This window comes from Kingella negevensis, from assembly GCF_030177895.1.
Lineage (GTDB): Bacteria > Pseudomonadota > Gammaproteobacteria > Burkholderiales > Neisseriaceae > Kingella_C > Kingella_C negevensis.
On sequence record NZ_CP123448.1, the window covers coordinates 363886 to 388136 of the forward strand.

Consider the following 24251-nt stretch of genomic DNA (forward strand, 5'->3'; position numbering starts at 1 on the left):
CAATAGTATTTTAGACAGTGGGCATCTCAACATAAGGATAGATATGTTTAACAAACACGTTAAATCATTCCAATACGGTAACCACACGGTTACATTAGAAACAGGAGAAATCGCACGCCAAGCTGCAGGCGCAGTAAAAGTGTCTATGGGCGACACAGTCGTTTTGGTAGCGGTTACAACCAACAAAGATGTAAAAGAAGGTCAAGACTTCTTCCCATTGACTGTGGACTACTTTGAACGCACTTACGCCGCAGGCAAAATCCCTGGTGGCTTCTTCAAACGCGAAGGCAAACAAAGCGAAAAAGAAATTTTGACTAGTCGCTTGATTGACCGTCCAATCCGCCCACTGTTCCCAGAAGGCTTCTATCATGACATTCAAATCGTAGCGATGGTAATTTCTTGCGACCCTGAAATCGACAGTGATATTCCTGCAATGATTGGCGCGTCTGCTGCGCTGGTGTTGAGCGGTGTGCCATTTGCAGGCCCAATCGGCGCGGCTCGTGTAGGTTATGCTAACGGGCAATACTTGTTGAACCCAAGCAAAACAGAATTGGAAACTTCACAACTAGATTTAGTTGTGGCAGGTACAAACCAAGCCGTTTTGATGGTGGAATCAGAAGCTGACATCTTGCCAGAAGACGTGATGTTGGGCGCGGTGGTGTTCGGTCATGAGCAAATGCAAGCCGTGATTAACGCGATTAACGAATTTGCAGACGAAGTCAACCCAGAAGTTTGGGACTGGAAATTACCTGAAACCAACGCTGAATTGGTGGCAAAAGTGCGCGAAATCGCTGGCGAAACGATTGCCGAAGCGTTCAAAATCCACCAAAAACAAGCGCGTTCTGCGAAATTGGACGAAGCCTGGGCTGCTGTTGAAGCCGCTTTGATTACCGAAGAAACCGACACTTTGGCGAAAAACGAAATCAAAGGCATCTTCAAACATTTGGAAGCAGCCGTTGTACGCGGTCAAATCTTGGCAGGTCAGCCACGCATTGATGGTCGCGACACGCGCACTGTTCGCCCATTGAACATTCAAACCAACGTATTGCCACGCACACACGGCTCAGCTTTGTTTACACGCGGCGAAACGCAAGCTTTGGCAGTAGCTACTTTAGGCACTTCACGCGACGAGCAAATTATTGATGCATTGAGCGGCGAATACACTGACCGCTTCATGTTACACTACAACTTCCCGCCATACTCAACTGGCGAAGTAGGTCGCGTAGGCGCACCAAAACGCCGTGAAATTGGTCATGGTCGTTTGGCAAAACGCGCGTTAATCGCTGTGCTGCCTGAACCTGAAGATTTTAACTACGCCATGCGCGTGGTTTCTGAAATCACGGAATCTAACGGTTCTTCTTCAATGGCATCAGTTTGCGGCGGCTGTTTGAGCTTGTTGTCTGCTGGTGTGCCTTTGAAAGCGCACGTTGCAGGTATCGCAATGGGCTTGATTTTGGAGGACAATAAATTTGCGGTTTTGACTGATATTTTGGGCGATGAAGACCACTTGGGCGATATGGACTTTAAAGTGGCCGGTACGACAGAAGGTGTTACCGCGTTGCAAATGGACATTAAAATTCAAGGCATTACCAAAGAAATCATGCAAATCGCGTTGGCACAAGCCAAAGAAGCGCGCTTGCACATCTTGGGTCAAATGAAAGAAGCGGTTGCTGGTCCACAAGAGTTGTCGCAACACGCGCCACGCTTATACATGATGAAAATCAACCCAGACAAAATCCGCGAAGTGATTGGTAAAGGCGGTGAAACCATCCGCTCAATCACAGCTGAAACGGGCACAGAAATCAACATCAGCGATGAGGGCGTGGTAACGATTGCTGCCACAACCGCCGAAGCTGGTGAAGCGGCTCTCGCGCGTATTGAAATGATTACTGCGGAAGTGGAAGTGGGCAAAGTCTATGAAGGCGAAGTGGTGAAATTGTTGGACAACAATGTTGGTGCGATTGTTACCCTTATGCCAGGGAAAGATGGCTTGGTACACATCAGCCAAATCGCCCACGAGCGCGTGAAAAACGTGAGCGACTACTTGCAAGTGGGTCAAAAAGTGAATGTGAAAGCGTTGGAAGTAGATGAACGTGGTCGTGTTCGCTTGTCGATTAAAGCGTTGCTGCCACAGCCTGAACGTGAGCCTCAAGTCCAAGTCCAAGCTCAAGCGGAACAAGTTGCTGAATAATCGATAAGTAAATGAAAAGCAGCCTGAAAATTATTTTCAGGCTGCTTTTTTAGTTCCGTTCACCAATATCTGATTGATTGTCTTTTGGAATATAGCCTAATGGTGGATAGCAAATTGCCATGGCTTCGCTATTGCAAAAGGCTGAAAAAATATCTGCTAACCAATAGGGTTTTTCGGATTTCAAGCGGTTCACCATTATTTGAGCAAAAGATTTCTTTATCATGTAGAGCGATGAGCCATCTGAATCAAAATCCTCGTGGAAATCAAACCAACCAATTTGCAGTTGGCTATCAGGCTGCGCCACAATGTTTGACCATTGAATATGACGGATTCCTAATTTGTGTAGCAAGATAATATTTTTTTGCCGTGCAATAACATCTGGCAACTGACAAAAATTTTCTAATAATTTCATGAAATCAGTAGCTAAAATTAAATCATCTTCGGCGATTATTGCATAGTCATCGCCGTTTAAAGATGGATTAGCTGCAACCTGTTTCCAACAAGCGATATGCGATAAGGTGCATGCAATTTCTCCATATAAAATTTCAGGTTTTTTGGGGTAACGGTTCAGAATGTATTGTTCATTAAATAAGTCATCTTTCGGAATTTTTTCTAAATCTAAACGGTCATGCGCGCTCACTCGTGTGAAGAAACACGCATCAGGGTGCTGATTAAATCTTGCCATGCGCTCTGGCATTCGGTCTAAGTTAATAACATAACCTGCTAAATTCATTATTGATTCTCCATAAATTTCAGGCTGCAATCTCTATTGCAGCCTGAAAACTCAATCAGTACGTCTTGCTAAAATGGTGCGTTTACCTGAATGGTCGGCGGCGGAAACCACGCCTTCAGCTTCAAGTTGTTCCATAATCGTGGCGGCTTTGTTGTAGCCAATTCTAAGTTGGCGTTGCAAAGAAGAAATGCTGGTTTTTTTGGTACGCAAAATCACTTCCACCGCTTGGTCTAACAGTGCATCACGGTCACCAGTCGGCGATGAAGCAAAGTCATATTCATTGGTTTCGGGCGTTAAAATATCATCAATGTAATCTGGTTCGCCCAATTGTTTCAGATATTCAACCACTTCATGCACTTCGTTATCTGCCACAAATGCGCCGTGAACGCGTTGCGGATAGCTGGTGCCTGGCGGCAAGAACAACATATCGCCTTGACCGAGCAAATTCTCTGCGCCCATTTGGTCGATAATGGTACGGCTGTCAATTTTGCTGGATACTTGGAACGCAATGCGTGTTGGAATATTGGCTTTAATCAAGCCTGTAATCACGTCCACGCTTGGACGTTGCGTTGCCAAAATCAAGTGAATACCTGCGGCGCGGGCTTTTTGTGCCAAGCGCGCAATCAGTTGCTCAATTTGTTTGCCTGCCACCATCATTAAATCGGCAAATTCGTCTACCACAACCACGATATAAGGCAATTTTTCCAATGGCTCAGGGTCGTCAGGCGTGAAGCTGAACGGATTAGGAATTTTTTGCCCTTTGGCTGCAGCAGCCTGAATTTTTTCGTTGTAGCTGGCTAAGTTGCGCACCCCCACGTGACTCATGAAACGATAGCGTTTTTCCATTTCGTTCACGCACCAATTTAGGGCGTTGGCTGCTAGTTTCATATCAGTAACCACTGGGGCGAGCAAGTGTGGAATGCCTTCGTAAATGCTCAATTCCAGCATTTTCGGGTCAATCATAATCATGCGAACTTCGTCTGGCGTGGCTTTATACAACATGGACAAAATCATGGCATTCACGCCCACGGATTTGCCTGAACCTGTTGTGCCTGCTACCAATAAATGCGGTGCTTTGGCTAAATCGGTTACAACGGGTTCGCCTGTGATGTCTTGCCCCAGCGCGATGGTTAATTTGGATTGGCTGCCTGAAAATTCAGGTGAGTTGAAAATTTCACTCAGGCGAATCATTTGGCGATTAGGGTTAGGTAATTCCAAGCCCATGCATGTTTTGCCAGGGATGGTTTCCACCACACGGATAGAAGCCACGCCCAATGAACGCGCCAAGTCTTTTTCTAAATTCAATACGGAACTGCCGCGCACGCCCACATCTGGTTCAATTTCATAACGTGTAATCACGGGGCCTGAGTAAGCATCTACCACATTCACTTTCACGCGAAATTCTGCCAATTTCTCTTCAATGGTGCGACTATTGGCTTCTAGTTCTTCTTGCGTTTGAATAGCGGTTTCGTCATATTCTGCTGGTGCCAGAATATCTAGTGGCGGAATGGTGTTTGGCTCGTCATCAAAATTATCTTCAGAATGAGCGACTTGCTTTTCTTCCGCGTAGTAGTTTTCAAAATCTTCTTCTGAAAAGATGTCTTCTTCTTTTTCTGGTGCAATGTCTTGTTTTGCAGCCTGAACAGGTGCTTGAGCTTTGTGTTTGGTGGAATTGAAAAAATCCATCGCAAATTCTTCAGCGTGTGAAGTTTTGTTGAAACTTGCAGGTTCGGGAATATTGGGCACGGTGGCAGCCAATTCTGGGAACATGGGCGCGGCGGCAATTGCTACGCCTGAAATGGGCGCGGCAGCAGAATGGGCAGTTGCTCGGTTGGCCTGTGTGCTAAAACCAACTTTGCTTCTACGGTGCGCTGGTGTGTATTGGTGCGCTAGGTTCGCCCATACTTCGTTATCTGGGATAACTTCTAATTCTTTGAATGGTTCAGAATTTTGCTCTACTTGTTGTAATTGTCGAGCGCTGTGTCGGCGTGTTAGGCTGTGCTGAATGTCCTCAATGCCTATGGTTTGCAACTCAACTTCTGCTTTTTCTGGGCGCGTCTCGTCTTGAGTAGCTGGGTTTTCAGGCTGCTGAAAATCGGCTAACTCGGCGAGTGTTTTATTGCGTGTGCGATGAATAAATGGGTCATCTTCTGTAATCACTTCCATTTTTTGCTTGGAAACGAGGATTTCAGGCTGCGTGGTTTCAGCTTCTTCATGCGCAAAATTTGCTGATGTGTTTTCTGATTCTGTTACTGAAACGGGTTTAATTAATTGCGACAGGGCAACATCGGGCGCAGTAACCACCACTTTAGGCTGTTCGGCTTCTAAGGTTTTGTGAGCGGTGAGAATGTTACGGGTGGCATCTTCTAACGTGATGACTTCTGCTTTGGCAGGCACGACGTGCGATTGAGACAATTCTTTTAGCAGCGATTGATTTTGTTGCTCAAAAAAAGAATTGTCTAATTCATACTTCTTTTCAGGCTGCGAGGGTTCTTCATCAATCAGCGTGAAGGTGAATGCGCTTTCGTTTGGGGTTTCTACTGGTTCGCTTGAATCCATGTCGAATTTGGTTTCAACAAAATGGCTGCCTGAATCAACAACCACTGGCGCAGAAGGGGCAGAGAAAATGTCTTCTGTGATGTCGTGATTGATATCTGTATCAGCGGAGGATGCAGCAATTTCCTCTTCATTTGTGGGCAGGGTGTCCAGCCACTTAGAAGGGGCGATTTCTGTGATTTCTTTAATGTCATCAATATGCAAGTCATCGCTATCATCAAGTAATTCATCTGATGATTCTTCAGGGGCTTGCGCAACGGGCTGTTTGTAGTCTAATGGTTTAGAGGCTCGCGCTATTTCTTGTAGCCATTCTTGTTCTTGCTTGCGTTGCAACCAAACCAAGCCGCCTAAAATGGCAAGCACTAAAATGAGTAATAAGTACATCATAAAAGACGCGCTCCGAAAGTTTAATGTGCATTTCAGGCTGCCTGAAACGTGAAATTTTGTGAAGAGAAATAAGGGTTGATTTTACCCTGTTTCAGGCTGCCTGAAAACGTATCAGTCATTATGACTATTGTGTAAATTGTGTTTTGGGCAGACAATGTGTTTACAAAAAGTAACATTTTTTCAAACATACATAAAGGAACAAAAATGTCTTTCTTAAAATTTAATATCAAAAACCGTTTATGGCAAACATTTTGGCTACAAGGCGTGTTGATTAGCCAAATTTTATGGGCAGGCTTCGCTTACTTGCGTTGGGGCATGGAGCCTGTAAACAAGCTGATGATTTTTCCTTACATGATTTTCTTGATGATTTACACCGCTTGGATTTGCCGCAAAATTTTTGTGGCAGGGCAACACGCAGAAAATCCTGAAGTGGGCGTAATTGCACAATATCTCACGGTTGCATGGGCATTGAATACCACGTTTATTTTGGGATTTATTGGCGCACACGTTTGGCAAATGTAAAACAAAAAGCAGCCTGAAAACTAATTTTCAGGCTGCTTTTTTCAACTGATACGCTTAAACGGCGGCAAACACGCCAACATCTGCTGTCCATAACGCTGCGTTTTCACACGATTATCCAAAATCGTAACACGCCCATAATCGCGCTCCGTTCGAATCAGCCGCCCCACCGCCTGAACCAATTTAATACTCGCTTCAGGCACGGTAATCTCCATAAACGGCTTTCCACCGCGTTTTTCAATCCAACGGCTCTGCGTTTTCTCAATCGGATTATCAGGCATCGAAAACGGCAGCTTCACAATAATCACATGAACACACGCCTCAAGCGGCAAATCCAACCCCTCTGCAAAACTGTCCAGCCCAAAAATAATGCTCGGCTTACCCTCTTTCAACGCCAAATCATGCTGTTCCAACAATTTCGCTTTCGACTGCTCGCCCTGAATCAACACAAACGGCAATAAATTTTCAGGCAGCCTGAAAGCCACATCATTCATCTGCTTGCGCGATGTAAACAACACCAGCGTCCCAATCGCCGCCTTATCATCAATCAATTTCGGCAACCATTTCACGACTTCATCGGTATGCGCCGCAGGGTCTTTCGGACTCGCAGCAAGCGGCGGCAAATACAATTCACCCTGTTCCGCAAAATTAAATGGACTTTGCAATGCCAAAGTTGTTGTTTCAGGTAACCACGCCAAACCTGTTTGCTGCAACAACAAATTAAAATTACCCAAACTCTGTAACGTCGCCGAGGTCAGCACCGCGCCTGCCGCTCGCCGCCACAAACCATTCGCCAACATCGCCGCGCTGCTAATCGGACTGGCATGGAAAGTGTAATCCAACTTATCATCAAATTGACGGCTAATCCATTTTGCCAACGGTGGGTCTTTTTCATCTTTCATCACGGTTGCCATTTGCGCCCAAACCGCTTCAATCTGCTCCACACGCGCCATAAAAACGCCAAATTCAGACGACAAACGGTCAATTTGTGCGCCGTCCTGCTCCTTATCACGCCGCGCCGCCGACAACGCATCGTTCAAACTCGCCACATTTTTCAACACACTTTGCGCCGTGATAAATGTATTCTGCACCAACGTATTCAAATCATCGGGAATCTTGCCATCTTCCCACAGCCAAACCGCTTCGTGTTCACTTTCATTCAATTCAGGCGTGTCCTGCAAATGAAATTGCCATTCGTTCAAGCTCTCTAGCAACGCGCCAGCCGCTTCATCAACCAAATTCGCCAATTCCAATTTATCGCATACATGCGCAATCTTCTGCGTGATGTCGGGCAATTTCTCCATCGCCCACACCGCCTGAAGCCATGAATGTTCCGCCGCAAATTGACTCAACGCCTTTTTCGGCAAATGGTGCGCCTCGTCAATGCAATAAAAGCTATTTTCAGGCGCAGGCAAAATCACGCCGCCGCCCATGCCAATATCCGACAGCAGCAAATCATGATTGCAAACAACCACATCAACCGTTTCCAACGTCTCACGCGCTAGGAAAAATGGACATTCGGCGCGATTCGGACAAGCCGCTTTCAGGCAGCCGTGTCTATCATTCGTTACTTTAAACCACAACGCATCGTCAATTTTCTCCACCCAAGTATCGCGGTCGCCGTTGAATTGGCGGTTGCTGAATTGCTTTGCCATATTCACAAGCGTGTCCAGTTCGTCTTTTTTTGGCTTATTGTCCCACAGAAAAACGGGGGCTTCTTCAATGCCCAACAGCGTTTGCTGCGCGTTGCCCTGCGTCAGTTGGTACAATTTATACGGACACAAATATCGTCCGCGCCCTTTCGCAATCGCAAACGACAATTCCAAGCCGCTCTTTTCCACCACAAACGGCAAATCGCGCCCAACCAACTGCTCTTGCAGCGCAACAGTCGCGCTTGACACAATCAACTTTTTCTGACGTGTCTGCGCCATAATGCCGCCAGCGAGCAAATACGCCAAACTTTTGCCCACACCAGTGGGGCCTTCGATGACGGCAATGCTTTCGCCGTTGCGTTCGGGCGGCGTGTCGCTGCCTTCTTCGCGCGTGAGTGTGCGTGAAAATACGTTGGCAATCGCCGCAATCATTTCACGCTGTGCGGCGCGTGGGCGGAAATTGGGAAGATTATCGGAAATGGCGCGATAGTGGTCGCGAATGGCGTTTTTTTCTAAATCGGTAAGCATAATGGCTTTCAGGCTGCCTGAAAAAGGGAAGGGCGTATTATAGTTCATAGAAAAAAAGCAGCCTGAAAATTTTTCAGGCTGCTTTTTGTTAAGTTACTAGATTACAGACCAGACAAGCGAGCTGTATCGTGAGCAATCATCAATTCTTCGTTTGTTGGGATAACAACGGCAGTTACTTTGCTATCATCAGCAGTAATCACGCCTGAATTACCGAAGCGAGCGGCCAAGTTGCGTTCGCCGTCCACTTTCAAGCCCAAGAATTCGCAGTAGTTCAACACTTTTTCGCGGATTGCGCCAGAGTTTTCGCCGATACCGCCAGTGAACACCAATGCATCGATGCCACCTGCTGCCACTGCCATAGAAGCCACGTATTTAGCCAAACGGTAAGAGAAGATTTCCAATGCCAAGGTTGCACCTTCGTGACCTTGTTCTGCGCCTTCTTCAATTGCGCGGCAGTCGTTAGACAATTCAGAAATGCCCAACAAACCACTTTGTTTGTTCAAGATGTCAGTAACTTCTTGAATGCTCAATTTCAAGTTATCAGCCAAGAAAGAGTAAACGCTAGGGTCGATGTCGCCAGAGCGAGTACCCATTACCAAACCCTCCAATGGAGTCAAGCCCATGCTGGTGTCTACAGATTTGCCGTTTTTCACAGCTGCGATAGACGCACCGTTACCCAAGTGAGCAATCACCAATTTCAAGTTGTTTTCGTCTTTACCTAATACGCGAGCCGCTTCGCCTGCTACGAAACGGTAGCTAGTGCCGTGGAAACCGTAACGGCGCAAGCCCAATTCACGGTAGAATTTGCGTGGAATCGCGTAAGTGTAAGCGTGTTCTGGCATAGTTTGGTGGAACGCTGTGTCAAATACCACCACGTTTGGCAAGCCTTTGAAAATGTCTTGCGCTGCGCGGATACCCAACAAGTTTGCAGGGTTGTGCAATGGAGCCAATGGAATGCAATCTTCAATGGCTTTAACCACTTCGTCAGTTACCAAAACTGATTCGCTGTATTTTTCGCCGCCAGAAACCACGCGGTGACCGATGGCAGCAATTTGGCTTTCCAAACCCAATTTTTTCAATTCATTCAACAAAGCACCTACCGCACCAGTGTGGTTAGGTTCTTCTTTCAATTCAACTTTTTCTTTTTCGCCGTTTACTTTGAATGTGATGTATGCGTCTGGTAAGCCCAATTTTTCGCCCAAGCAGCTCATCAAAACTTCGCCGCTATCGTTGTTCAATACTGCGCCTTTCAAAGAAGAAGAGCCACAGTTCAATACCAAAATCAATTTTTGTGTCATGAGACTTTATCCTTAATATTCAAAATGAATGTTACTCGGGAGGATTCCCGCGTAACCAATTATTTTAACGAAAACGCCGTTATAAATAAAGGCTGAAACTTTTACGCAGCCTGAAAATTATCGTTTGGTACTTTTCAGGCTGCGTTTCAGCTAAAATGCAGTCTGAAAACCCATTTCAGAGAACCACCATGACCCAAGAAGTCGAAACCATACCCTTTCCCCCATTTCTGCCACCACACGCCACCGTTATGCTCATGGGAACATTTCCGCCTACGCCTGACAAACGCGCCATGGTATTTCACTATCCCAATTTTCAAAACGATATGTGGCGCATTTACGGCATGATTTTTTTCAACGACCCCACCCATTTTCAGGCTGCGTCAGGCAAAGCGTTTGACGCAGACAAAATCAAAGCCTTTTTGTGGGAACGCGGTATTGCGTCTTGCCCAACCGTTCACAAAGCCATTCGCCTGCACGGTAACGCGTCTGACGATTTTCTGCAAGTGGTTGAAAGCGTGGACTTGCCAGCCGTGTTGGCACAAATGCCCAACTGCACCAAAATCGCCACCACAGGCGGCAAAGCCACCGAAATTTTGCTCGGATTGCAGCCTGAAAAAATCAAGCTGCCCAAAACCAATCAAACGATCGATTACACCTGCGGCGACCGTACCTTGCAATTAACACGATTACCGTCCACATCACGCGCCTATCCCTTATCGTTGCAGAAAAAAGCAGACGCGTATCGCGCCTTTTTTCAAGCTGTGGGATTGGTTGAATAATTCAAACACAAGGAAAACAAATGTCAGCAAAACTACAAGCCCCCGAAACCCTGCCAGACAACAACGATTTGCGCGATATTTTGGCGTATAACATTCGCCTGTTTCGCGTGAACAAAGGCTGGTCGCAAGAAGAGTTGGCGCGACAATGCGGCTTGGACAGAACGTATGTGTCGTCCGTGGAACGCAAACGCTGGAACATCGCGCTATCCAATATTGAGAAAATTGCGATTGCGCTGGAAGTTGAGCCGTATCAGTTGCTTTTGTCGCCGACTACGCGATTGGCAATGATTGGCGCGTAAACAAAATAACGCAGCCTGAAAAATAATATTCAGGCTGCGTTTTATATGATGTGTTTACATCTACGGTGTTTTTATCTTATTTGTTTCAGGCTGCATTACTCCCGAAACAAATATTTATCTGCCAACCAAACCAACACCAAAATCGGCAAGCCCAGCGCAGCGGTAAACAAGAAAAACTGCGTATAACCAATATTGTTCACAATCGCGCCCGAGTAGCCGCCCAAAATCTTCGGCGACAGCGACATCAGCGAAGACAACAGCGCATATTGCACAGCCGTAAAGCGAATATTCGTCAGCGTGGACAAGAACACCACAAACACCGTACTCGCTAAGCCAGACGCGAAATTATCCACGCCCACCGCAAAATACATCAACGCCACATCGTGCCCACGCGTTGCCAATAGCGCAAACAGCAAATTCGTTGCCGCCGCCACAATCGCGCCAATCATCATCATATTCATAATGCGAAAACGCTGCGCCAAAATGCCACCAGCAAAACCGCCACCGATGGACATAATCACACCAAACGTCTTCACAGCCGTAGCGATTTCCGTTTTCGTGAAACCCAAGTCCGCATAAAACACATTAGAAATCACGCCCGCCACAATATCCGAAATGCGGTACAAACCAATCAGCGCGAGCAACAAAATCGCCCGTTTCCCATAGCGATGAAAGAAGTCCGCAAGCGGCGCAACCCAAGTTTGCCAAGCTAACTTTTTCGCTACCAAACCGCTACGCACCACGCCAAATCCCACCACCACCACTGCCACCAAAGAAATGCTCAAACGCACCGTTTCCCAAAACAGCGACACCACAGGCGAAGATGATTTTTTAGGCAACACGCTGCCTGAAAAACGGAACGCCACCACAAATGCCACCACGCACAACACAAACATCAGCAGCAAACGCAGATTGTCAGTTGCGGATAATGCGCTAGTGTTTTCGCGATGATTTTCGGGTTCGCGCACCGACAACGTTGTCGCTACACCCACGCCCATAATCGCCGCCATTGCCCAATAAGTGTTGCGCCACGCTTCGTAAACATAATGCTCCTTGCTTGACCCCAGCCATGCCGCCAAAATCAGCGAACCTGCGCCAGCCGTAATCATGCCCAAGCGATAACCAGCCGTGTATGTGGACGACATGACGGTTTGCATAGACGGATTATTCGGCGCAATTTCAATGCGATACGCGTCAATCACTACATCTTGTGTCGCCGCAGAAAAGCCGAGCAACACCGCTGCAAACGCCATCGCGTTCAGGCTGCCTGAATCCGCAGGATTCACCATCGCCATGCACACAATCGCCACAATAATCAGCGTTTGCGCGAACAGCAACCAGCCGCGTCGTTGCCCCAGCTTGCGCGACAACATCGGCAAAGGCAGCATGTCAATCAATGGCGACCACACGAATTTAAATGAGTAACCCAACGCCGCCCAGCTAAAGGTCGTAACCATGTCGCGCGATACACCAGCTTCGGTCAGCCATAAAGATAAAGTGGAAAAAATCAGCAAAATCGGCACACCTGCGGAAAAACCCAGTAGCAGCAGGGCAATGGCGCGGCGGTCTAGATAGCTTTTGACATAGTTTGAAGAATGATGCATGAGATGATTTAATCAATTCGGAAAGCGTGATTATAGCATTTCAGGCTGCCTGAAATAGAAAACGCAGCCTGAAAAGTCGTTTTGTATGGAACAGGTGCTAACAAGCTCAGTTGTCCCAATGCTGGGTCGGTTTCGTAAGCCGCACCGCGCTCGCCCGCCACCGTGGTGAAACGCGCAAACAATTCGGTTTCTTTGCCCACTTCGCTAAAAATCGCTGCTTTGGTGTATTTTGTGATGTCGTGGGTAACGGTAAATTTACCAAACGCGCCCGAACCTTTCGCGTGCATACGGCGTTCTGGAATCACTTCGCGCACGAAAGTCGCCAATTTTTCATTCAGCTACAAATCTTGAGCTAGCAGTCAGTGAGTTTTGGTTATCGGCAACAGGTGCGCCGTTGTTCATCGTCAAATGCGTTACAGGACATTGTTTCATGATTTGTTCCTTGTGTTAAAAATAGATAAATTAAATCAAAAATAGAAAATTGTTTTATAAAAGCTATTATGAATGATACGCCAATGCTGCCAGTGAGAACATAAGCCACGCTAAAAGCGGTGCTGAAATGCAAAATAGCGAAAATTTCAGGCAGCCTGAAAATCTAATCTGTGTTACAATCGCGCCCAATTTTTGACCAACAAAAGATAAACAAAACAATATGATTTCTACTAATAACATCACAATGCAATTCGGCGTAAAGCCCTTGTTTGAAAACGTATCCGTGAAATTCGGCGAAGGCAATCGCTACGGCTTAATCGGTGCGAACGGTTCGGGCAAATCCACATTCATGAAAATTTTGGGCGGCGATTTGGAGCAAACTTCGGGCGAAGTCGCGATTGAGAACGGCGTGCGTTTGGGTAAATTGAAGCAAGACCAATTTGCTTACGAAGACATGCGCGTGTTAGATGTCGTGATGATGGGACACGTTGAAATGTGGGCGGCGATGACCGAACGTGATGCGATTTACGCCAATTTGGAAGCCACTGACGAAGACTACATGAAAGCCGCAGATTTAGAAGCCAAATTCGCCGAATACGATGGCTACACCGCCGAAGCGCGTGCAGGCGAATTGCTGCTGGGTGTGGGCATTGAAGAATCTTTGCACAACGCGACCATGGCAGAAGTGGCTCCGGGGTTTAAATTGCGTGTATTGTTGGCACAAGCCTTGTTTTCCAAACCAGATGTTTTGCTGTTGGACGAGCCTACGAATAACTTGGACATTAACACGATTCGTTGGCTGGAAAACATGTTGAATCAATATGATAGCACCATGATTATCATTTCCCATGACCGCCACTTTTTGAACGAAGTTTGCACCCACATGGCGGATTTGGATTACAACACGATTACGATTTACCCTGGTAATTACGATGATTATATGTTGGCATCGGCTCAATCGCGTGAACGTGCGATGAAAGATAATGCCAAAGCCAAAGAAAAATTGCAAGAATTACAAGAATTTGTGGCGCGTTTCTCTGCAAACAAATCCAAAGCGCGTCAAGCAACCAGCCGCCTGAAACAAGCCGACAAAATCAAAGCGGAAATGGTGGAAGTCAAACCTTCTACCCGTCAAAATCCGTTTATTCGCTTTGAAATGGACGAGAAAAATAAATTGCACCGTCAAGCCGTTGAAGTGGAAAATTTGGCGAAATCGTTTGATAAGACATTGTTTGAAAAGCTGTCTTACATTATGGAAGCAGGTCAGCGTTTGGCGATTATCGGCCCGAATGGTTCGGGTAAATCCACGTTGTTGAAATTGTTGGCAGGCGCGTTCAATCCCGAATATGCAGATGGTGTTACGCCTGATGCTGGCACGATTAAATGGGCGGAAAAAGCGACAGTCGGCTACTATCCGCAAGACCACGAAAAAGATTTTGATTGCGATATGGATTTGAGTGAGTGGATGCGCCAATGGGGTCAGGAAGGCGATGATGAACAAGTGATTCGCGGCACGTTGGGGCGTTTGTTGTTCGGCAGCAATGACGTGGTGAAAAAAGTGAAAGTGTTGTCGGGTGGCGAAAAAGGTCGTATGTTGTATGGCAAACTTTTGTTGTTGAAAACCAATGTGTTAATCATGGACGAGCCGACTAACCACATGGACATGGAAAGCATTGAATCGCTGAACATGGCGTTGGAAAAATACAAAGGCACGTTGATTTTTGTGTCGCATGACCGTCAATTTGTGTCGTCTCTTGCCACGCAAATTATTGAATTGGACGGCAAAGGTGGTTATGAATATTACTTGGGCGATTACGAAAGCTATTTGGCGAAAAAAGGCGTGGAGTAATCGTTAAATTTATATAAAAAAGCAGCCTGAAAATTTCAGGCTGCTTTTCTTATAGTTCATGCACATTTTTTAATACAAGGCGACAACGGGTGCCGTGTACGAATATATAGTTAATTAAAACAAAAATAGGACAGTAACGCATCTGTGAAATTATTATAACTAGGCAAAATTGAACGCATATATTTCTTAATATTTGCCCATGTTTTTTCTATTGGATTTCATTCAGGCGAATAAGGTGCAAGCGGTAGCATTTTATGCCCCAAATGGTGCACCATTTCTTGCAGAATACCCATTCTGTGGAATCTGGCATTATCCAAAATAATCAATGACTTTTCGGGTAAATTGGGCAATAGCATAGTTTCAAACCATGCTTCAAAAAAATCGCTGGTCATTGTATTTTGATAAATCATTGGCGCAATTAAATTTTGCCCAATTTGCGCTGCAACTCATGATAAGCGTTGGTATTTTCTACTGTCAGTCCCTATTATTGCCACTTTTGCTAACGTTTTCCACTGCACATTGCAGCCTGAAAACGGATTTTTAGGGTGTTCATAATCCAGCAGTAAATCTCTGTAATACGTGTATTGTTTCTTCCGCAACGTTAGCTCTGTAAACGTGTCCAACATGCTGGCAATTTTTTTGCTGAACGTGAAGCGGTGGAATGGGGACTAAAAATTTATCCGTGTCAGGTGTGGCAATTTGCGGCATTTGCATTTTGGAACTCAATTTCTGAAAGTGCGGTTCATGTTGCTTCAAAAAATAATAGATAAATTTAGTGTCAATTTGTTCGTTTGTTGAGTGATACGCCCACATTTCGCTTTTGTGTGAAAAAGGTTGGTCGTAATACTCAAATTCAATAAAACCACGCGATTTCACAATGATAGACGGCTGATTTTGAATGTCTTTGCTGGGTATATCCGCGTAGTCCACAAAAGCAACCGTTTTGCCGCCCGCAAAAATTTTAACGGGTGCGTTCTCTTTGTGCAGTTCCTTCATTTGTCCCGCCGTGATTTTTGTCCCTTTGGTGCGTCTCAATATCTCGCTCAATGGCTTCCATTCCACCTTCTCGCCTTGTAGCAATTTAGCCAAAAATTTATTCATTTGCATAATTTTGTCCTTATTTGTATTTTCAGGCTGCCTTAACGCATCACATTCGCCCAATCCGCCTCAAAATACGCCACCAATTTCTGATTATTCAAATAATTCGGCTCCATTTTCCGCCGTGCCATATCCGCAGGAAAACGAAACATCTGCGCCAATTCCGTCGCATTCAAAAACCGCGTCGGCACATCAATTTTTTCAGGCAGCCTGAAATCATCTGCCGCGCTTGCCAACACATAACCCCACTCGCCAAAACTCGGCACATACACATGATACGGCGCAGTTTTTAGCCCCGCTGCTTCCAAAGTTGCCACCACTGACCAAAACGCATTCGGCGCAAAATAAGGCGACGTGGATTGCACCACCATCTTGCCACCGCCATTTAAATGCCGCGCCACCAAGCGATACATCGGCACGGAATACAGTTTCCCGAGCGAAAAATTAGACGGGTCAGGCAAATCCACAATAATCACATCAAACTTCTCTGCCGAGCGCTCCAACCACTTTGCCGCGTCATCGTTAATCACGCGCATTTTCGTGTTATTCAAGGAATTGTGATTCAGCGCGACCAACTTGGCAGATGTGCGAAATGTTTTCGTCATATCAGGGTCTAAATCCACTAGCGTAACTTGTTGAACTTGCGGATATTTCAACACTTCACGCGCCGCCAAACCATCGCCGCCGCCCAAAATCAACACGCGCCCTTGTTGTGCTGACATCTGCATGGCTGGCATCACTAACGCTTCGTGATAACGCGCTTCATCACGCGATGAAAATTGCAAATTGCCATTAATATACAATCGCGTATCGTCTTTCCATTGTGTTACAACTAAACGCTGATACGGCGAATGGCTCTCAAACACTACAGGGTCGCCAAAATAACGCTGTTCCGCTTGGAAAACCCAACGATTGGCAAACACAAACGCAATCGCCAAGCCTGCCAAAACCGCGTAGCCACGCCATTTCAGGCTGCGATAATTGGGCAAATGCAGCCTGAAAACACGCGCCGTTAAAACCGCCACCGCCGCATTCAGTAAACCAAACAGCAACGCAGAACGCGCCATGCCCAATTTTGGTGCAAGAATCAGCGGAAACAGCAGCGAAACGGCTAATGCGCCCATGTAATCAAACGTCAGTACACGCGAAACGGTGTCTTTAAATTCAAGCTGTTGCTCGTTTAACACGCGCATTACCAACGGTATTTCCATGCCAACGACTGTGCCGATGATGAACACTAACCCATAAAGCAGCGTGCGAAACGGTGCAGCCGCCACGCCAAACGCGGTAAACAAAAACAGTGCGGATAAACCGCCAATCAAGCCGACCAGTAGCTCAATTTCTACAAAGCGCGTCAGCACGTCTTCATCTTTGATGTAGCGTGTGAGATGTGCGCCAATGCCCATGGAAAATAGGTATAAGCCGATGATGAGTGAATATTGGAAAATGCTATCGCCGAGCAGATAACTGGCAAGTGCGGCGGTAATTAGCTCGTATGCTAAGCCGCAACTGGCGACGATGAAGACGGAAATAATGAGCGTGCGATGGGATTTCATGGGTTTCAGGCTGCGTGAAAAGGAAAAATGGGATTTTAACAAAAATGTAGGGCGATGGAGCGTCGGTGGCTCGGCGACATATTTTGTCGCCAAACTGATTTCCCCAAAATTCACTACAATTGTCGGCGAGCCGCTGACGCTCCAGCAAGCCCACATAAAAAAGCAGCCTGAAAATATTTTCAGGCTGCTTTTGTTTACATCAGCGCGAGCGCATTCAAACATTTCTCACGTAACCCATTTTGTGGCGTGAGCGTGAGATTGGGCAATTCCAAGGTGTACGGTGCGCCCAGTTTATCCGCTTGCAGCACGCGATGTGTCAGCAAACTGGCGAGCTTATCCACGGGTATTCCTGCTGGATAGTCTTGATAGGAAATGATTTCGCTGTGCATGGTTGGCGGCGGTTCGTCAAAAACTTTGTCCAACAATTCGCCACGTTTGGCAAACGTCTTCCAAGAAATGTGTTGCAACGGCATGCCGTCTTGATGATTTTTCAGGAACGCGATGTCTTCGCCGTGAACGCCTGTGCGCTGTGAAGTCTCTTCGGAATCGGGCGTGGCGGCTGTGCCAAAATCGTTGTGTGCCAACGGCGCGGCATAGGCGACGGCTTCGGTGTGCCATTCCAAATGGCTTTCGGCGTGGAACAAACCAAACGGTGCGGAAGTTGCCAAACGCAAGCATAACGGGCGTGGGAAGTAGCCACGTTGTGTAATCGGAATGTGCCATTTAATCGCGTTGTCCGTTTTCAGGCTGCCTGAAACTTCGCAGCGTTGCCATTCTTCGTCTTGCAGGGAAACCGCGTCTGTTTCGTTGAGATGATGGCGGATTTCGCTGTGCAACCAAAACAATCGCGTGCGTTTGCCTGACGGCATAATGTGGAATTTGGCTTCAGCGGTTTGTCCTACAAACACTTCGTCTGCGTATTCAATTTGCACGTTCAAGCCCAATAATTGGCGTTGGGTGAGCAGCGCGGCAACCGCTAAAAAGCCGACTAGCCAAAAACAAATGGCATAAGCCACGTTCACTTGATAGTTTGCTGCGCCAATCCAAATGGCGACGCTCAAGGCGAAAATGCTGAGGCATAACTTGGTTGGACGCAAGGAAACGTGTCTGCCTGCGATTGCGCCTGTTTGCTCGATGATTAAGGTTTCTTTTTTGCGAAACATAAAATTCTTTAGCTGTAGGTCGGATACTTGTATCCGACATTTTGATTCTTTGGGAAAAATTGTCGGATACAAGTATCCAACCTACGGAATGCAGCCTGAAAACTCACACCGCCACGTTTTCCAAAATTTCTGCCAGCGGTTTGCTGCTCGATTGCTGCTGCAACGATTGCAAACGGTGATTGCCAACAGAAATCCAAACTGCTTTCACGTCTTCAGGCAGCACAAAATCGCGTCCGTCCAAAAACGCCCACGCTTTTGCGGCATTGGTCACCGCCAAACCTGCACGCGGACTCAGTCCCAAAGCAAACAACCCTGGGCGACGCGTTGCCGCAACCAAGCGATAAATATACGCGGCAACGGCTTCGGAAACCGTTACTTGTTTCACTTTCGTTTGCCATTCGTGCAGCGTTTCTGGCGACGCAATCGCTTGCACTTTGTGTACCAACTGGCGGCGGTCGCCCATGTGATACAGCATTTTTTCGGCTTCTTCCACGGGGTAGCCCATGCTCAAGCGCATCATAAAGCGGTCTAGCTGGCTTTCAGGCAGCGGAAATGTGCCTAATTGCTCGCTTGGGTTTTGCGTGGCGACCACCAGAAACGGCGTAGGTAGCGCGTAGGTTTTGCCGTCCACGGAAACTTGCCCTTCTTCCATGGCTTCTAATAGTGCGGATTGCACTTTGGGCGACGCGCGGTTGATTTCGTCTGCCAGCATGAATTGGCTGAAGACTGGGCCTTCGTGGAATTTGAATGTGCCGTTGTTAGGTGAAAATATGTTCACACCCAATAAATCGGCGGGCAGCATGTCGTTGGTGAACTGTACGCGTTGGTATTTCAAACCCAGCACGGCGGCGAGTGATGTGGCTAATGTGGTTTTACCGACCCCTGGTACGTCTTCTAGCAAAACGTGTCCACCTGCTAGGATACAGGCAATCAGTTGTTTTAAAACGGGTTCTTTGCCTAAGATGATTTCGTTGAGTTGCTTGAAAACGGGTTCAAAAGTTTTGTTCATTTAGTGTTCCTTGTGATGTGTTTTTCAGGCTGCCTGAAAATTAGTCAATCTTAATATATTCCACAACCAAAATTTCAATCTGTTCGCGTCCATCTGGTGTGTTGAGCCAAACGGTATCGCCTTCACGTGCTTTAATCAGTGCACGGGCAAGCGGCGATTTCCACGAGATTTTGTGTTGCGCCGTGTCAATTTCATCTTCGCCGACAATCTTCACGGTTTGTTCTGCGCCGTTGCCGCGCTCAATCGTTACCGTTGCGGCAAAGAAAATTTGGTCGGTTGCCTCGCGCGTTTCGGGATTGACGACAACAGCGTTTTCCAAGCGTTTGGTCAGAAAACGAATGCGGCGATCGATTTCGCGCATGCGGCGTTTGCCGTATAAATAGTCGCCGTTTTCACTGCGATCGCCGTTGCTGGCTGCCCAGTTCACAATCTGCACGATTTCGGGGCGTTCTTTGTTTACCAGTTGATACAGTTCTTCCTGCAAGGCTTGGTGTCCTACAGGCGTGATGTAATTGGGAAGTGCGTCTGCCATGGTATTGTTTGGCTGTAGTAAAAATACGCGCATTTTAACTGAATTGGGATTTTCAGGCTGCGATATTCTTTTAATGCAGAACGATAAATGCAGCCTGAAACGCTGGAAAATAGACAAAAAGTCTATTAAAAAATGTAAAAAATGAAGAAGTTTACAAAAAAACGAAATTTTTTTACAAATAGGGCTGTCTAAAAGTCAAAAATGGTGTAGTATGCAACCTGTTTATTCAATTTATCGCCGATAACAGCACAATTGTTATCCTGTTTGAATACAGCATTTATATAAGAAATAGTTTAATTTCAAATAGATAAATTCTCTTATTTTTCACTTAGACTTTTTGTCTAGTAATTTGTTAAAACAATTAAAGGAAACCCCATGAAAGTTTTTTACGATAAAGACGCAGACTTATCTTTGATTAAAGGCAAAACCGTTGCCGTGATTGGTTATGGTTCACAAGGTCACGCACACGCGGCAAACTTGAAAGATTCTGGCGTGAACGTGATTGTGGGCTTGCGTCAAGGCGGCTCTTGGAACAAAGCAGTTGCGGCTGGTTTTGACACACGCACTGTGGCTGAAGCAACCAAAGCGGCTGATGTGGTGATGATTTTGTTGCCTGATGAAAATCAACCTGTTGTTTACAAAAACGAAATCGCGCCAAACTTGAAAGACGGCGCAGCTTTGGCTTTTGCTCACGGCTTTAACGTTCACTACAATCAAATCGTTGCGCCAAAAAATGTAGACGTGATTATGATTGCGCCAAAAGGTCCAGGTCATACCGTTCGCAGCGAATTTTTGAAAGGTGGCGGCGTGCCTTCTTTGATTGCTGTTCATCAAGACGCGACAGGTAAAGCACGTGAATTAGCGTTGTCTTACGCGGCAGCAAATGGCGGCACAAAAGGCGGCGTGATTGAAACTGACTTCCGTCAAGAAACTGAAACTGACTTGTTCGGCGAACAAGCAGTATTGTGCGGCGGCTTGGTTGAATTGATTAAAACAGGCTTTGAAACTTTGACTGAAGCGGGTTACGCGCCTGAAATGGCATACTTTGAATGCTTGCACGAAATGAAATTGATTGTGGACTTGATTTATGAAGGCGGCATTGCCAACATGAACTACTCAATTTCTAACAATGCGGAATACGGCGAATACGTGACTGGCGTGGAAGTGATTAACGACCAATCTCGTGAAGCGATGCGCAACGCGTTGAAACGCATTCAATCTGGCGAATATGCCAAAATGTTTATCACCGAAGGCGCAACCAACTACGCGAGCATGACGGCACGTCGTCGCCAAAATGCGGCTCACCCTGTTGAACAAGTGGGTGCGCAATTGCGTGGCATGATGCCTTGGATTTCTAAAAACAAATTGGTTGATTTGGATAAAAACTAATTTGGTTTGATAACGGCAGCCTGAAACCTTTTCAGGCTGCTTTTTACATAATGGCAGCCTGAAAATATGAAAAAACTCAAATCTCTTAAACAGCTTATCAATAAAACCCTGTCTGTACTCAACCGTTTAGACGCAATTTTGCCGCCCGAATCCGTTGAACCTGATTGGCAAAACACCGTTGCGTATCGCTGGCAACGTGCAGGCAATTCAGGCGTGTTGCACGGATTGCCGCGTCCGCACACGTTTCCTTTGTCGCGTTTGGCGGCGGTAAACACGCAACTCACGCGCTTGGTTCGCAACACGGAACAGTTTTTGCACGGCAAGCCTGCCAACAATGTTTTGCTGACGGGGGCGCGTGGCACGGGCAAATCATCGCTGGTGAAAGCCTTGCTGCACGAATATGCGGAGCAAGGTTTGCGCTTGATTGAAGTCGATAAAAACGACTTGGCAACTTTGCCAGCCTTGTTGTGCGTGTTGGAATCGCGCTCTGAAAAATTTATTGTGTTTTGTGATGACTTGTCTTTTGAAAACGGCGAAGATGGTTACAAAGCTCTGAAAACCGCGCTAGACGGCAGTTTGTCGCGCCGCGCAGAAAATGTGCTGGTGTACGCCACTTCCAATCGCCGCCATTTGATGCCTGAATTTATGAATGATAACGTGGGCAACGGTGGCGAAATCCATGCAAAAGAAGCGGTGGAAGAGAAAGTGTCGTTGTCTGACCGATTTGGTTTGTGGTTAAGTTTTTATCCGTTTGACCAAAATGAATATTTGGCGGCGGTTGAAAATTGGTTGGCGGAATTTGATTTGCCGTTAGATGACGCGGCACGAGTGGCAGCGTTGCAGTGGGCGCAAATGCGTGGCAGTCGCTCGGGGCGCACGGCTTATCAGTTTGTTTGTGATTGGGTGGGACAGCATAGTTGATTAAAATATCAATGATACCGCGTTGCCAACGTCCTTATGTGCTACTCGCACACGGCGGACGTTGTCGCCTTGTCTCATTTTCATTTTAATTAACTATAAAAAAAGCAGCCTGAAAAGTTTTCAGGCTGCTTTTTATCGTGCAATTAGTCATCGTTGCCACTAAACGCCAACAACAAGCGCAAAATGCTGCTAAACAAGTTGTAGATTGAAATGAAAATGCTCAAAGCCGCGCTAATGTGGCTATCTTCGCCGCCGTCAATGATGTTGCGGATTTGCCAAGTAATCATCAGTGAGCTGAAAACCACAAACACGCCACTCAAAGTCAAAGACAACAAAGGCAGTTGCAAGAAAATGTTTGCCACCACGCCAACCATCACCACAATCGCGCCAACCGATAAGAATTTGCCCAACTCGTTGTTATTAAACTGAGCTTTGCGCGCCAATGCAGACATTGTGAAGAACACAGCTGCCGTCATCGCTGCCGCCAAAGCCACCAATTTGCTGCCATTTGGGAACATGCCGCTATATTGCAACACTGGCGACAACATAATGCCCATGCCAAACGTGAACACCATCAGCAACACTGCCCCTTTTTGTGAATAACGGTTTTTCTCAATCAAAAAAATCATGCCGTAGAAAAACGCAAAGGTTACGCCCAAAATCAGCCAGTAGTTATCCAACAACAATAATGGGTTGAAAACCATGCCTGCAAACGCACCCAAAACACAAGGCACAAATGACCAAGCCAGCAAGTTGTAGGTTTTGCGCAACATCACTTCTTGCGAAGAAACTTCCGAGCCAACTTTGGTAAAGTCTTGAATATCCATAAAATCTCCTTAAGTGGTGTGTGAAAAATTTAGATTGTAACAGCAAACTACATTTTTTGGGCAAAAATTTGTTTACAAATCGATTTGCCCGTCAAACACGCTTACCGCAGGACCTGTCATCATCACATCACCGCCGTCTTGCCAACTGATGTGTAAGTCGCCACCAGGCAGCGACACGCGCACATTTTCGCCAGATGCCAGCAATCCCAAACGCATGCCAGCCACCACTGCCGCACACGCGCTTGTCCCACACGCTTGAGTTTCGCCAGAACCACGCTCAAATACGCGCAATTTGATGTTGTGTACGTCCACGATTTGCATGAAGCCCACGTTCACACGCGCTGGGAAACGCTCGTGGTTTTGCAGCGCGCTACCCCATTGTTCCACGGGCGCGGTTGCCACGTTGTCCACCAACATCACGGCATGTGGGTTGCCCATGCTAACCATGCTCATTTCTGCGCTGTCAATGCCGTTTACCACGATGTAGGTTTTTTTGCCTGCGGTCTCGTTGGCACGTAACATAAACGGCACTTCTTCTGGCGCGAAACGGGGTTGTCCCATGTTCACGGTAACCAAACCGTTGTCGTTCAAGCGTGGTTTGATAATGCCGCGTTTGGTTTCCACTACGATTTCTTGTTTTTGCGTTAAGCCTTTTTCGGACACGAATTTCACGAAACAACGTGCGCCGTTGCCGCATTGTTCCACTTCGCCGCCGTCTGCATTGAAAATGCGATAGCGGAAATCAACGCCTTCGTTTTGGGCGCGTTCTACCAGCAGCAGTTGGTCAAAGCCAATGCCTGTGAAGCGGTTTGACCATGCGACGATTTGTTTTTCATCAGGCGTGAAGGTTTGGTTGATGCCGTCAATGACCATGAAGTCGTTGCCGAGTCCGTGCATTTTGGTGAATTTTAGGGTTGTCATGTGAGTTT

20 protein-coding genes and 3 pseudogenes are annotated in these 24251 nt (G+C 46.7%); 7 read left to right on the forward strand and 16 right to left on the reverse strand.

All coding sequences use genetic code 11. The features are described 5' to 3' along the window. Positions 1 to 43 precede the first annotated feature (43 nt). Positions 44 to 2191, forward strand: coding sequence for a polyribonucleotide nucleotidyltransferase (gene pnp / locus QEO93_RS01975; RefSeq protein WP_032138179.1), 2148 nt, complete (start codon positions 44 to 46; stop codon positions 2189 to 2191). 49 nt (positions 2192 to 2240) lie between these two features. Here the strand turns inward: pnp and QEO93_RS01980 are convergent, their stop codons facing one another. Genes QEO93_RS01980 through QEO93_RS01990 form a run of 3 tightly spaced genes read right to left on the reverse strand, consistent with a single transcriptional unit; the run spans position 2241 to position 6043 of the window. After that, complete coding sequence (locus QEO93_RS01980; protein ID WP_180676237.1) at positions 2241 to 2954, reverse strand: glycosyltransferase family 25 protein; 714 nt, start codon at positions 2952 to 2954, stop codon at positions 2241 to 2243. A gap of 21 nt (positions 2955 to 2975) precedes the next feature. Next, a complete protein-coding gene (locus QEO93_RS01985; protein ID WP_085815497.1) occupies positions 2976 to 5867 on the reverse strand; it encodes a DNA translocase FtsK in 2892 nt (963 codons plus the stop codon). A gap of 32 nt (positions 5868 to 5899) precedes the next feature. After that, positions 5900 to 6043: a hypothetical protein gene (locus tag QEO93_RS01990; protein WP_157686393.1), complete on the reverse strand. Its 144-nt coding sequence runs from the start codon at positions 6041 to 6043 to the stop codon at positions 5900 to 5902. Positions 6044 to 6071: 28 nt separating this feature from the next. Here QEO93_RS01990 and QEO93_RS01995 point away from each other — a divergent pair, with 28 nt between their 5' ends. Further along, positions 6072 to 6389, forward strand: coding sequence for a hypothetical protein (locus QEO93_RS01995; RefSeq protein WP_032138182.1), 318 nt, complete (start codon positions 6072 to 6074; stop codon positions 6387 to 6389). A gap of 41 nt (positions 6390 to 6430) precedes the next feature. On the opposite strand, the gene dinG is transcribed toward QEO93_RS01995, so the two are convergent. Then, the gene (gene dinG, locus QEO93_RS02000; RefSeq protein ID WP_032138193.1) at positions 6431 to 8566 is read right to left on the reverse strand and encodes an ATP-dependent DNA helicase DinG; all 2136 of its coding nucleotides are present in this window, start codon (positions 8564 to 8566) and stop codon (positions 6431 to 6433) included. A 101-nt stretch (positions 8567 to 8667) separates the two neighbouring features. Beyond that, entirely contained in the window at positions 8668 to 9864 is a 1197-nt protein-coding gene (locus QEO93_RS02005) for an acetate kinase (protein WP_032138183.1), read from the reverse strand. 188 nt (positions 9865 to 10052) lie between these two features. On the opposite strand from QEO93_RS02005, the gene QEO93_RS02010 reads away from it, so the two are divergent. Together QEO93_RS02010 and QEO93_RS02015 are read left to right on the forward strand one after the other, a co-directional pair. Further along, positions 10053 to 10643: a hypothetical protein gene (locus QEO93_RS02010; protein ID WP_032138194.1), complete on the forward strand. Its 591-nt coding sequence runs from the start codon at positions 10053 to 10055 to the stop codon at positions 10641 to 10643. A gap of 20 nt (positions 10644 to 10663) precedes the next feature. After that, complete coding sequence (locus tag QEO93_RS02015) at positions 10664 to 10942, forward strand: helix-turn-helix domain-containing protein (RefSeq protein ID WP_032138184.1); 279 nt, start codon at positions 10664 to 10666, stop codon at positions 10940 to 10942. A gap of 95 nt (positions 10943 to 11037) precedes the next feature. Here the strand turns inward: QEO93_RS02015 and QEO93_RS02020 are convergent, their stop codons facing one another. From QEO93_RS02020 to QEO93_RS02030, 3 genes and pseudogenes are all read right to left on the reverse strand, one after another. Beyond that, positions 11038 to 12546, reverse strand: coding sequence for an AmpG family muropeptide MFS transporter (locus QEO93_RS02020; RefSeq protein WP_032138185.1), 1509 nt, complete (start codon positions 12544 to 12546; stop codon positions 11038 to 11040). A 137-nt stretch (positions 12547 to 12683) separates the two neighbouring features. Continuing rightward, positions 12684 to 12978 (reverse strand): annotated as a pseudogene (locus QEO93_RS02025) (catalase); the annotation flags it as partial. A 52-nt stretch (positions 12979 to 13030) separates the two neighbouring features. Beyond that, a pseudogene (locus tag QEO93_RS02030) lies at positions 13031 to 13132 on the reverse strand (DUF2061 domain-containing protein); the annotation flags it as partial. Positions 13133 to 13198: 66 nt separating this feature from the next. Between QEO93_RS02030 and QEO93_RS02035 the strand changes: the two are divergent. Continuing rightward, positions 13199 to 14827, forward strand: a complete 1629-nt coding sequence (locus QEO93_RS02035; RefSeq protein WP_032138187.1) for an ABC-F family ATPase — start codon at positions 13199 to 13201, stop codon at positions 14825 to 14827. Between the two features lie 110 nt (positions 14828 to 14937). Here the strand turns inward: QEO93_RS02035 and QEO93_RS02040 are convergent. From QEO93_RS02040 to greB, 6 genes and pseudogenes are all read right to left on the reverse strand, one after another. Next, a pseudogene (locus QEO93_RS02040) lies at positions 14938 to 15297 on the reverse strand (transposase); the annotation flags it as partial. A gap of 79 nt (positions 15298 to 15376) precedes the next feature. Beyond that, positions 15377 to 15934 carry a restriction endonuclease subunit S gene (locus QEO93_RS02045; protein WP_245190651.1) on the reverse strand — a complete coding sequence of 186 codons (558 nt, stop codon included), beginning with the start codon at positions 15932 to 15934 and terminating at the stop codon, positions 15377 to 15379. A 32-nt stretch (positions 15935 to 15966) separates the two neighbouring features. After that, positions 15967 to 17481: a polyamine aminopropyltransferase gene (locus QEO93_RS02050; protein ID WP_032137368.1), complete on the reverse strand. Its 1515-nt coding sequence runs from the start codon at positions 17479 to 17481 to the stop codon at positions 15967 to 15969. A gap of 194 nt (positions 17482 to 17675) precedes the next feature. Beyond that, the gene (locus QEO93_RS02055) at positions 17676 to 18644 is read right to left on the reverse strand and encodes a DUF58 domain-containing protein (RefSeq protein WP_032137309.1); all 969 of its coding nucleotides are present in this window, start codon (positions 18642 to 18644) and stop codon (positions 17676 to 17678) included. A gap of 103 nt (positions 18645 to 18747) precedes the next feature. Further along, the gene (locus QEO93_RS02060) at positions 18748 to 19653 is read right to left on the reverse strand and encodes an AAA family ATPase (RefSeq protein ID WP_032137310.1); all 906 of its coding nucleotides are present in this window, start codon (positions 19651 to 19653) and stop codon (positions 18748 to 18750) included. A gap of 40 nt (positions 19654 to 19693) precedes the next feature. Then, positions 19694 to 20185: a transcription elongation factor GreB gene (gene greB / locus QEO93_RS02065; RefSeq protein ID WP_085815519.1), complete on the reverse strand. Its 492-nt coding sequence runs from the start codon at positions 20183 to 20185 to the stop codon at positions 19694 to 19696. A gap of 375 nt (positions 20186 to 20560) precedes the next feature. Here greB and ilvC point away from each other — a divergent pair, with 375 nt between their 5' ends. Together ilvC and QEO93_RS02075 are read left to right on the forward strand one after the other, a co-directional pair. Beyond that, on the forward strand, positions 20561 to 21574 hold the full coding sequence (ilvC, locus tag QEO93_RS02070; RefSeq protein WP_032137311.1) for a ketol-acid reductoisomerase: 1014 nt from the start codon (positions 20561 to 20563) through the stop codon (positions 21572 to 21574). Positions 21575 to 21640: 66 nt separating this feature from the next. Then, a complete protein-coding gene (locus QEO93_RS02075; protein WP_032137312.1) occupies positions 21641 to 22495 on the forward strand; it encodes an ATP-binding protein in 855 nt (284 codons plus the stop codon). A 143-nt stretch (positions 22496 to 22638) separates the two neighbouring features. Here the strand turns inward: QEO93_RS02075 and QEO93_RS02080 are convergent, their stop codons facing one another. Together QEO93_RS02080 and dapF are read right to left on the reverse strand one after the other, a co-directional pair. Beyond that, on the reverse strand, positions 22639 to 23322 hold the full coding sequence (locus tag QEO93_RS02080; protein ID WP_032137313.1) for a Bax inhibitor-1 family protein: 684 nt from the start codon (positions 23320 to 23322) through the stop codon (positions 22639 to 22641). Between the two features lie 72 nt (positions 23323 to 23394). After that, on the reverse strand, positions 23395 to 24243 hold the full coding sequence (gene dapF / locus QEO93_RS02085) for a diaminopimelate epimerase (RefSeq protein ID WP_085815498.1): 849 nt from the start codon (positions 24241 to 24243) through the stop codon (positions 23395 to 23397). Between the last annotated feature and the right edge of the window lie 8 nt (positions 24244 to 24251).

Coding starts and splice junctions, on each gene's coding strand:
- QEO93_RS02035 (WP_032138187.1), top strand. CDS start 13,199: ATGATTTCTACTAATAACATCACAATGCAATTCGGCGTAAAGCCCTTG.
- QEO93_RS02015 (WP_032138184.1), top strand. CDS start 10,664: ATGTCAGCAAAACTACAAGCCCCCGAAACCCTGCCAGACAACAACGAT.
- pnp (WP_032138179.1), top strand. CDS start 44: ATGTTTAACAAACACGTTAAATCATTCCAATACGGTAACCACACGGTT.
- QEO93_RS01990 (WP_157686393.1), bottom strand. CDS start 6,043: ATGTTACTTTTTGTAAACACATTGTCTGCCCAAAACACAATTTACACA.
- QEO93_RS01995 (WP_032138182.1), top strand. CDS start 6,072: ATGTCTTTCTTAAAATTTAATATCAAAAACCGTTTATGGCAAACATTT.
- QEO93_RS02050 (WP_032137368.1), bottom strand. CDS start 17,481: ATGAAATCCCATCGCACGCTCATTATTTCCGTCTTCATCGTCGCCAGT.
- QEO93_RS02055 (WP_032137309.1), bottom strand. CDS start 18,644: ATGTTTCGCAAAAAAGAAACCTTAATCATCGAGCAAACAGGCGCAATC.
- QEO93_RS02010 (WP_032138194.1), top strand. CDS start 10,053: ATGACCCAAGAAGTCGAAACCATACCCTTTCCCCCATTTCTGCCACCA.
- QEO93_RS02045 (WP_245190651.1), bottom strand. CDS start 15,934: ATGCAAATGAATAAATTTTTGGCTAAATTGCTACAAGGCGAGAAGGTG.
- dinG (WP_032138193.1), bottom strand. CDS start 8,566: ATGCTTACCGATTTAGAAAAAAACGCCATTCGCGACCACTATCGCGCC.
- dapF (WP_085815498.1), bottom strand. CDS start 24,243: ATGACAACCCTAAAATTCACCAAAATGCACGGACTCGGCAACGACTTC.
- greB (WP_085815519.1), bottom strand. CDS start 20,185: ATGGCAGACGCACTTCCCAATTACATCACGCCTGTAGGACACCAAGCC.
- QEO93_RS02075 (WP_032137312.1), top strand. CDS start 21,641: ATGAAAAAACTCAAATCTCTTAAACAGCTTATCAATAAAACCCTGTCT.
- QEO93_RS02020 (WP_032138185.1), bottom strand. CDS start 12,546: ATGCATCATTCTTCAAACTATGTCAAAAGCTATCTAGACCGCCGCGCC.
- QEO93_RS02060 (WP_032137310.1), bottom strand. CDS start 19,653: ATGAACAAAACTTTTGAACCCGTTTTCAAGCAACTCAACGAAATCATC.
- ilvC (WP_032137311.1), top strand. CDS start 20,561: ATGAAAGTTTTTTACGATAAAGACGCAGACTTATCTTTGATTAAAGGC.
- QEO93_RS02080 (WP_032137313.1), bottom strand. CDS start 23,322: ATGGATATTCAAGACTTTACCAAAGTTGGCTCGGAAGTTTCTTCGCAA.
- QEO93_RS01985 (WP_085815497.1), bottom strand. CDS start 5,867: ATGATGTACTTATTACTCATTTTAGTGCTTGCCATTTTAGGCGGCTTG.
- QEO93_RS02005 (WP_032138183.1), bottom strand. CDS start 9,864: ATGACACAAAAATTGATTTTGGTATTGAACTGTGGCTCTTCTTCTTTG.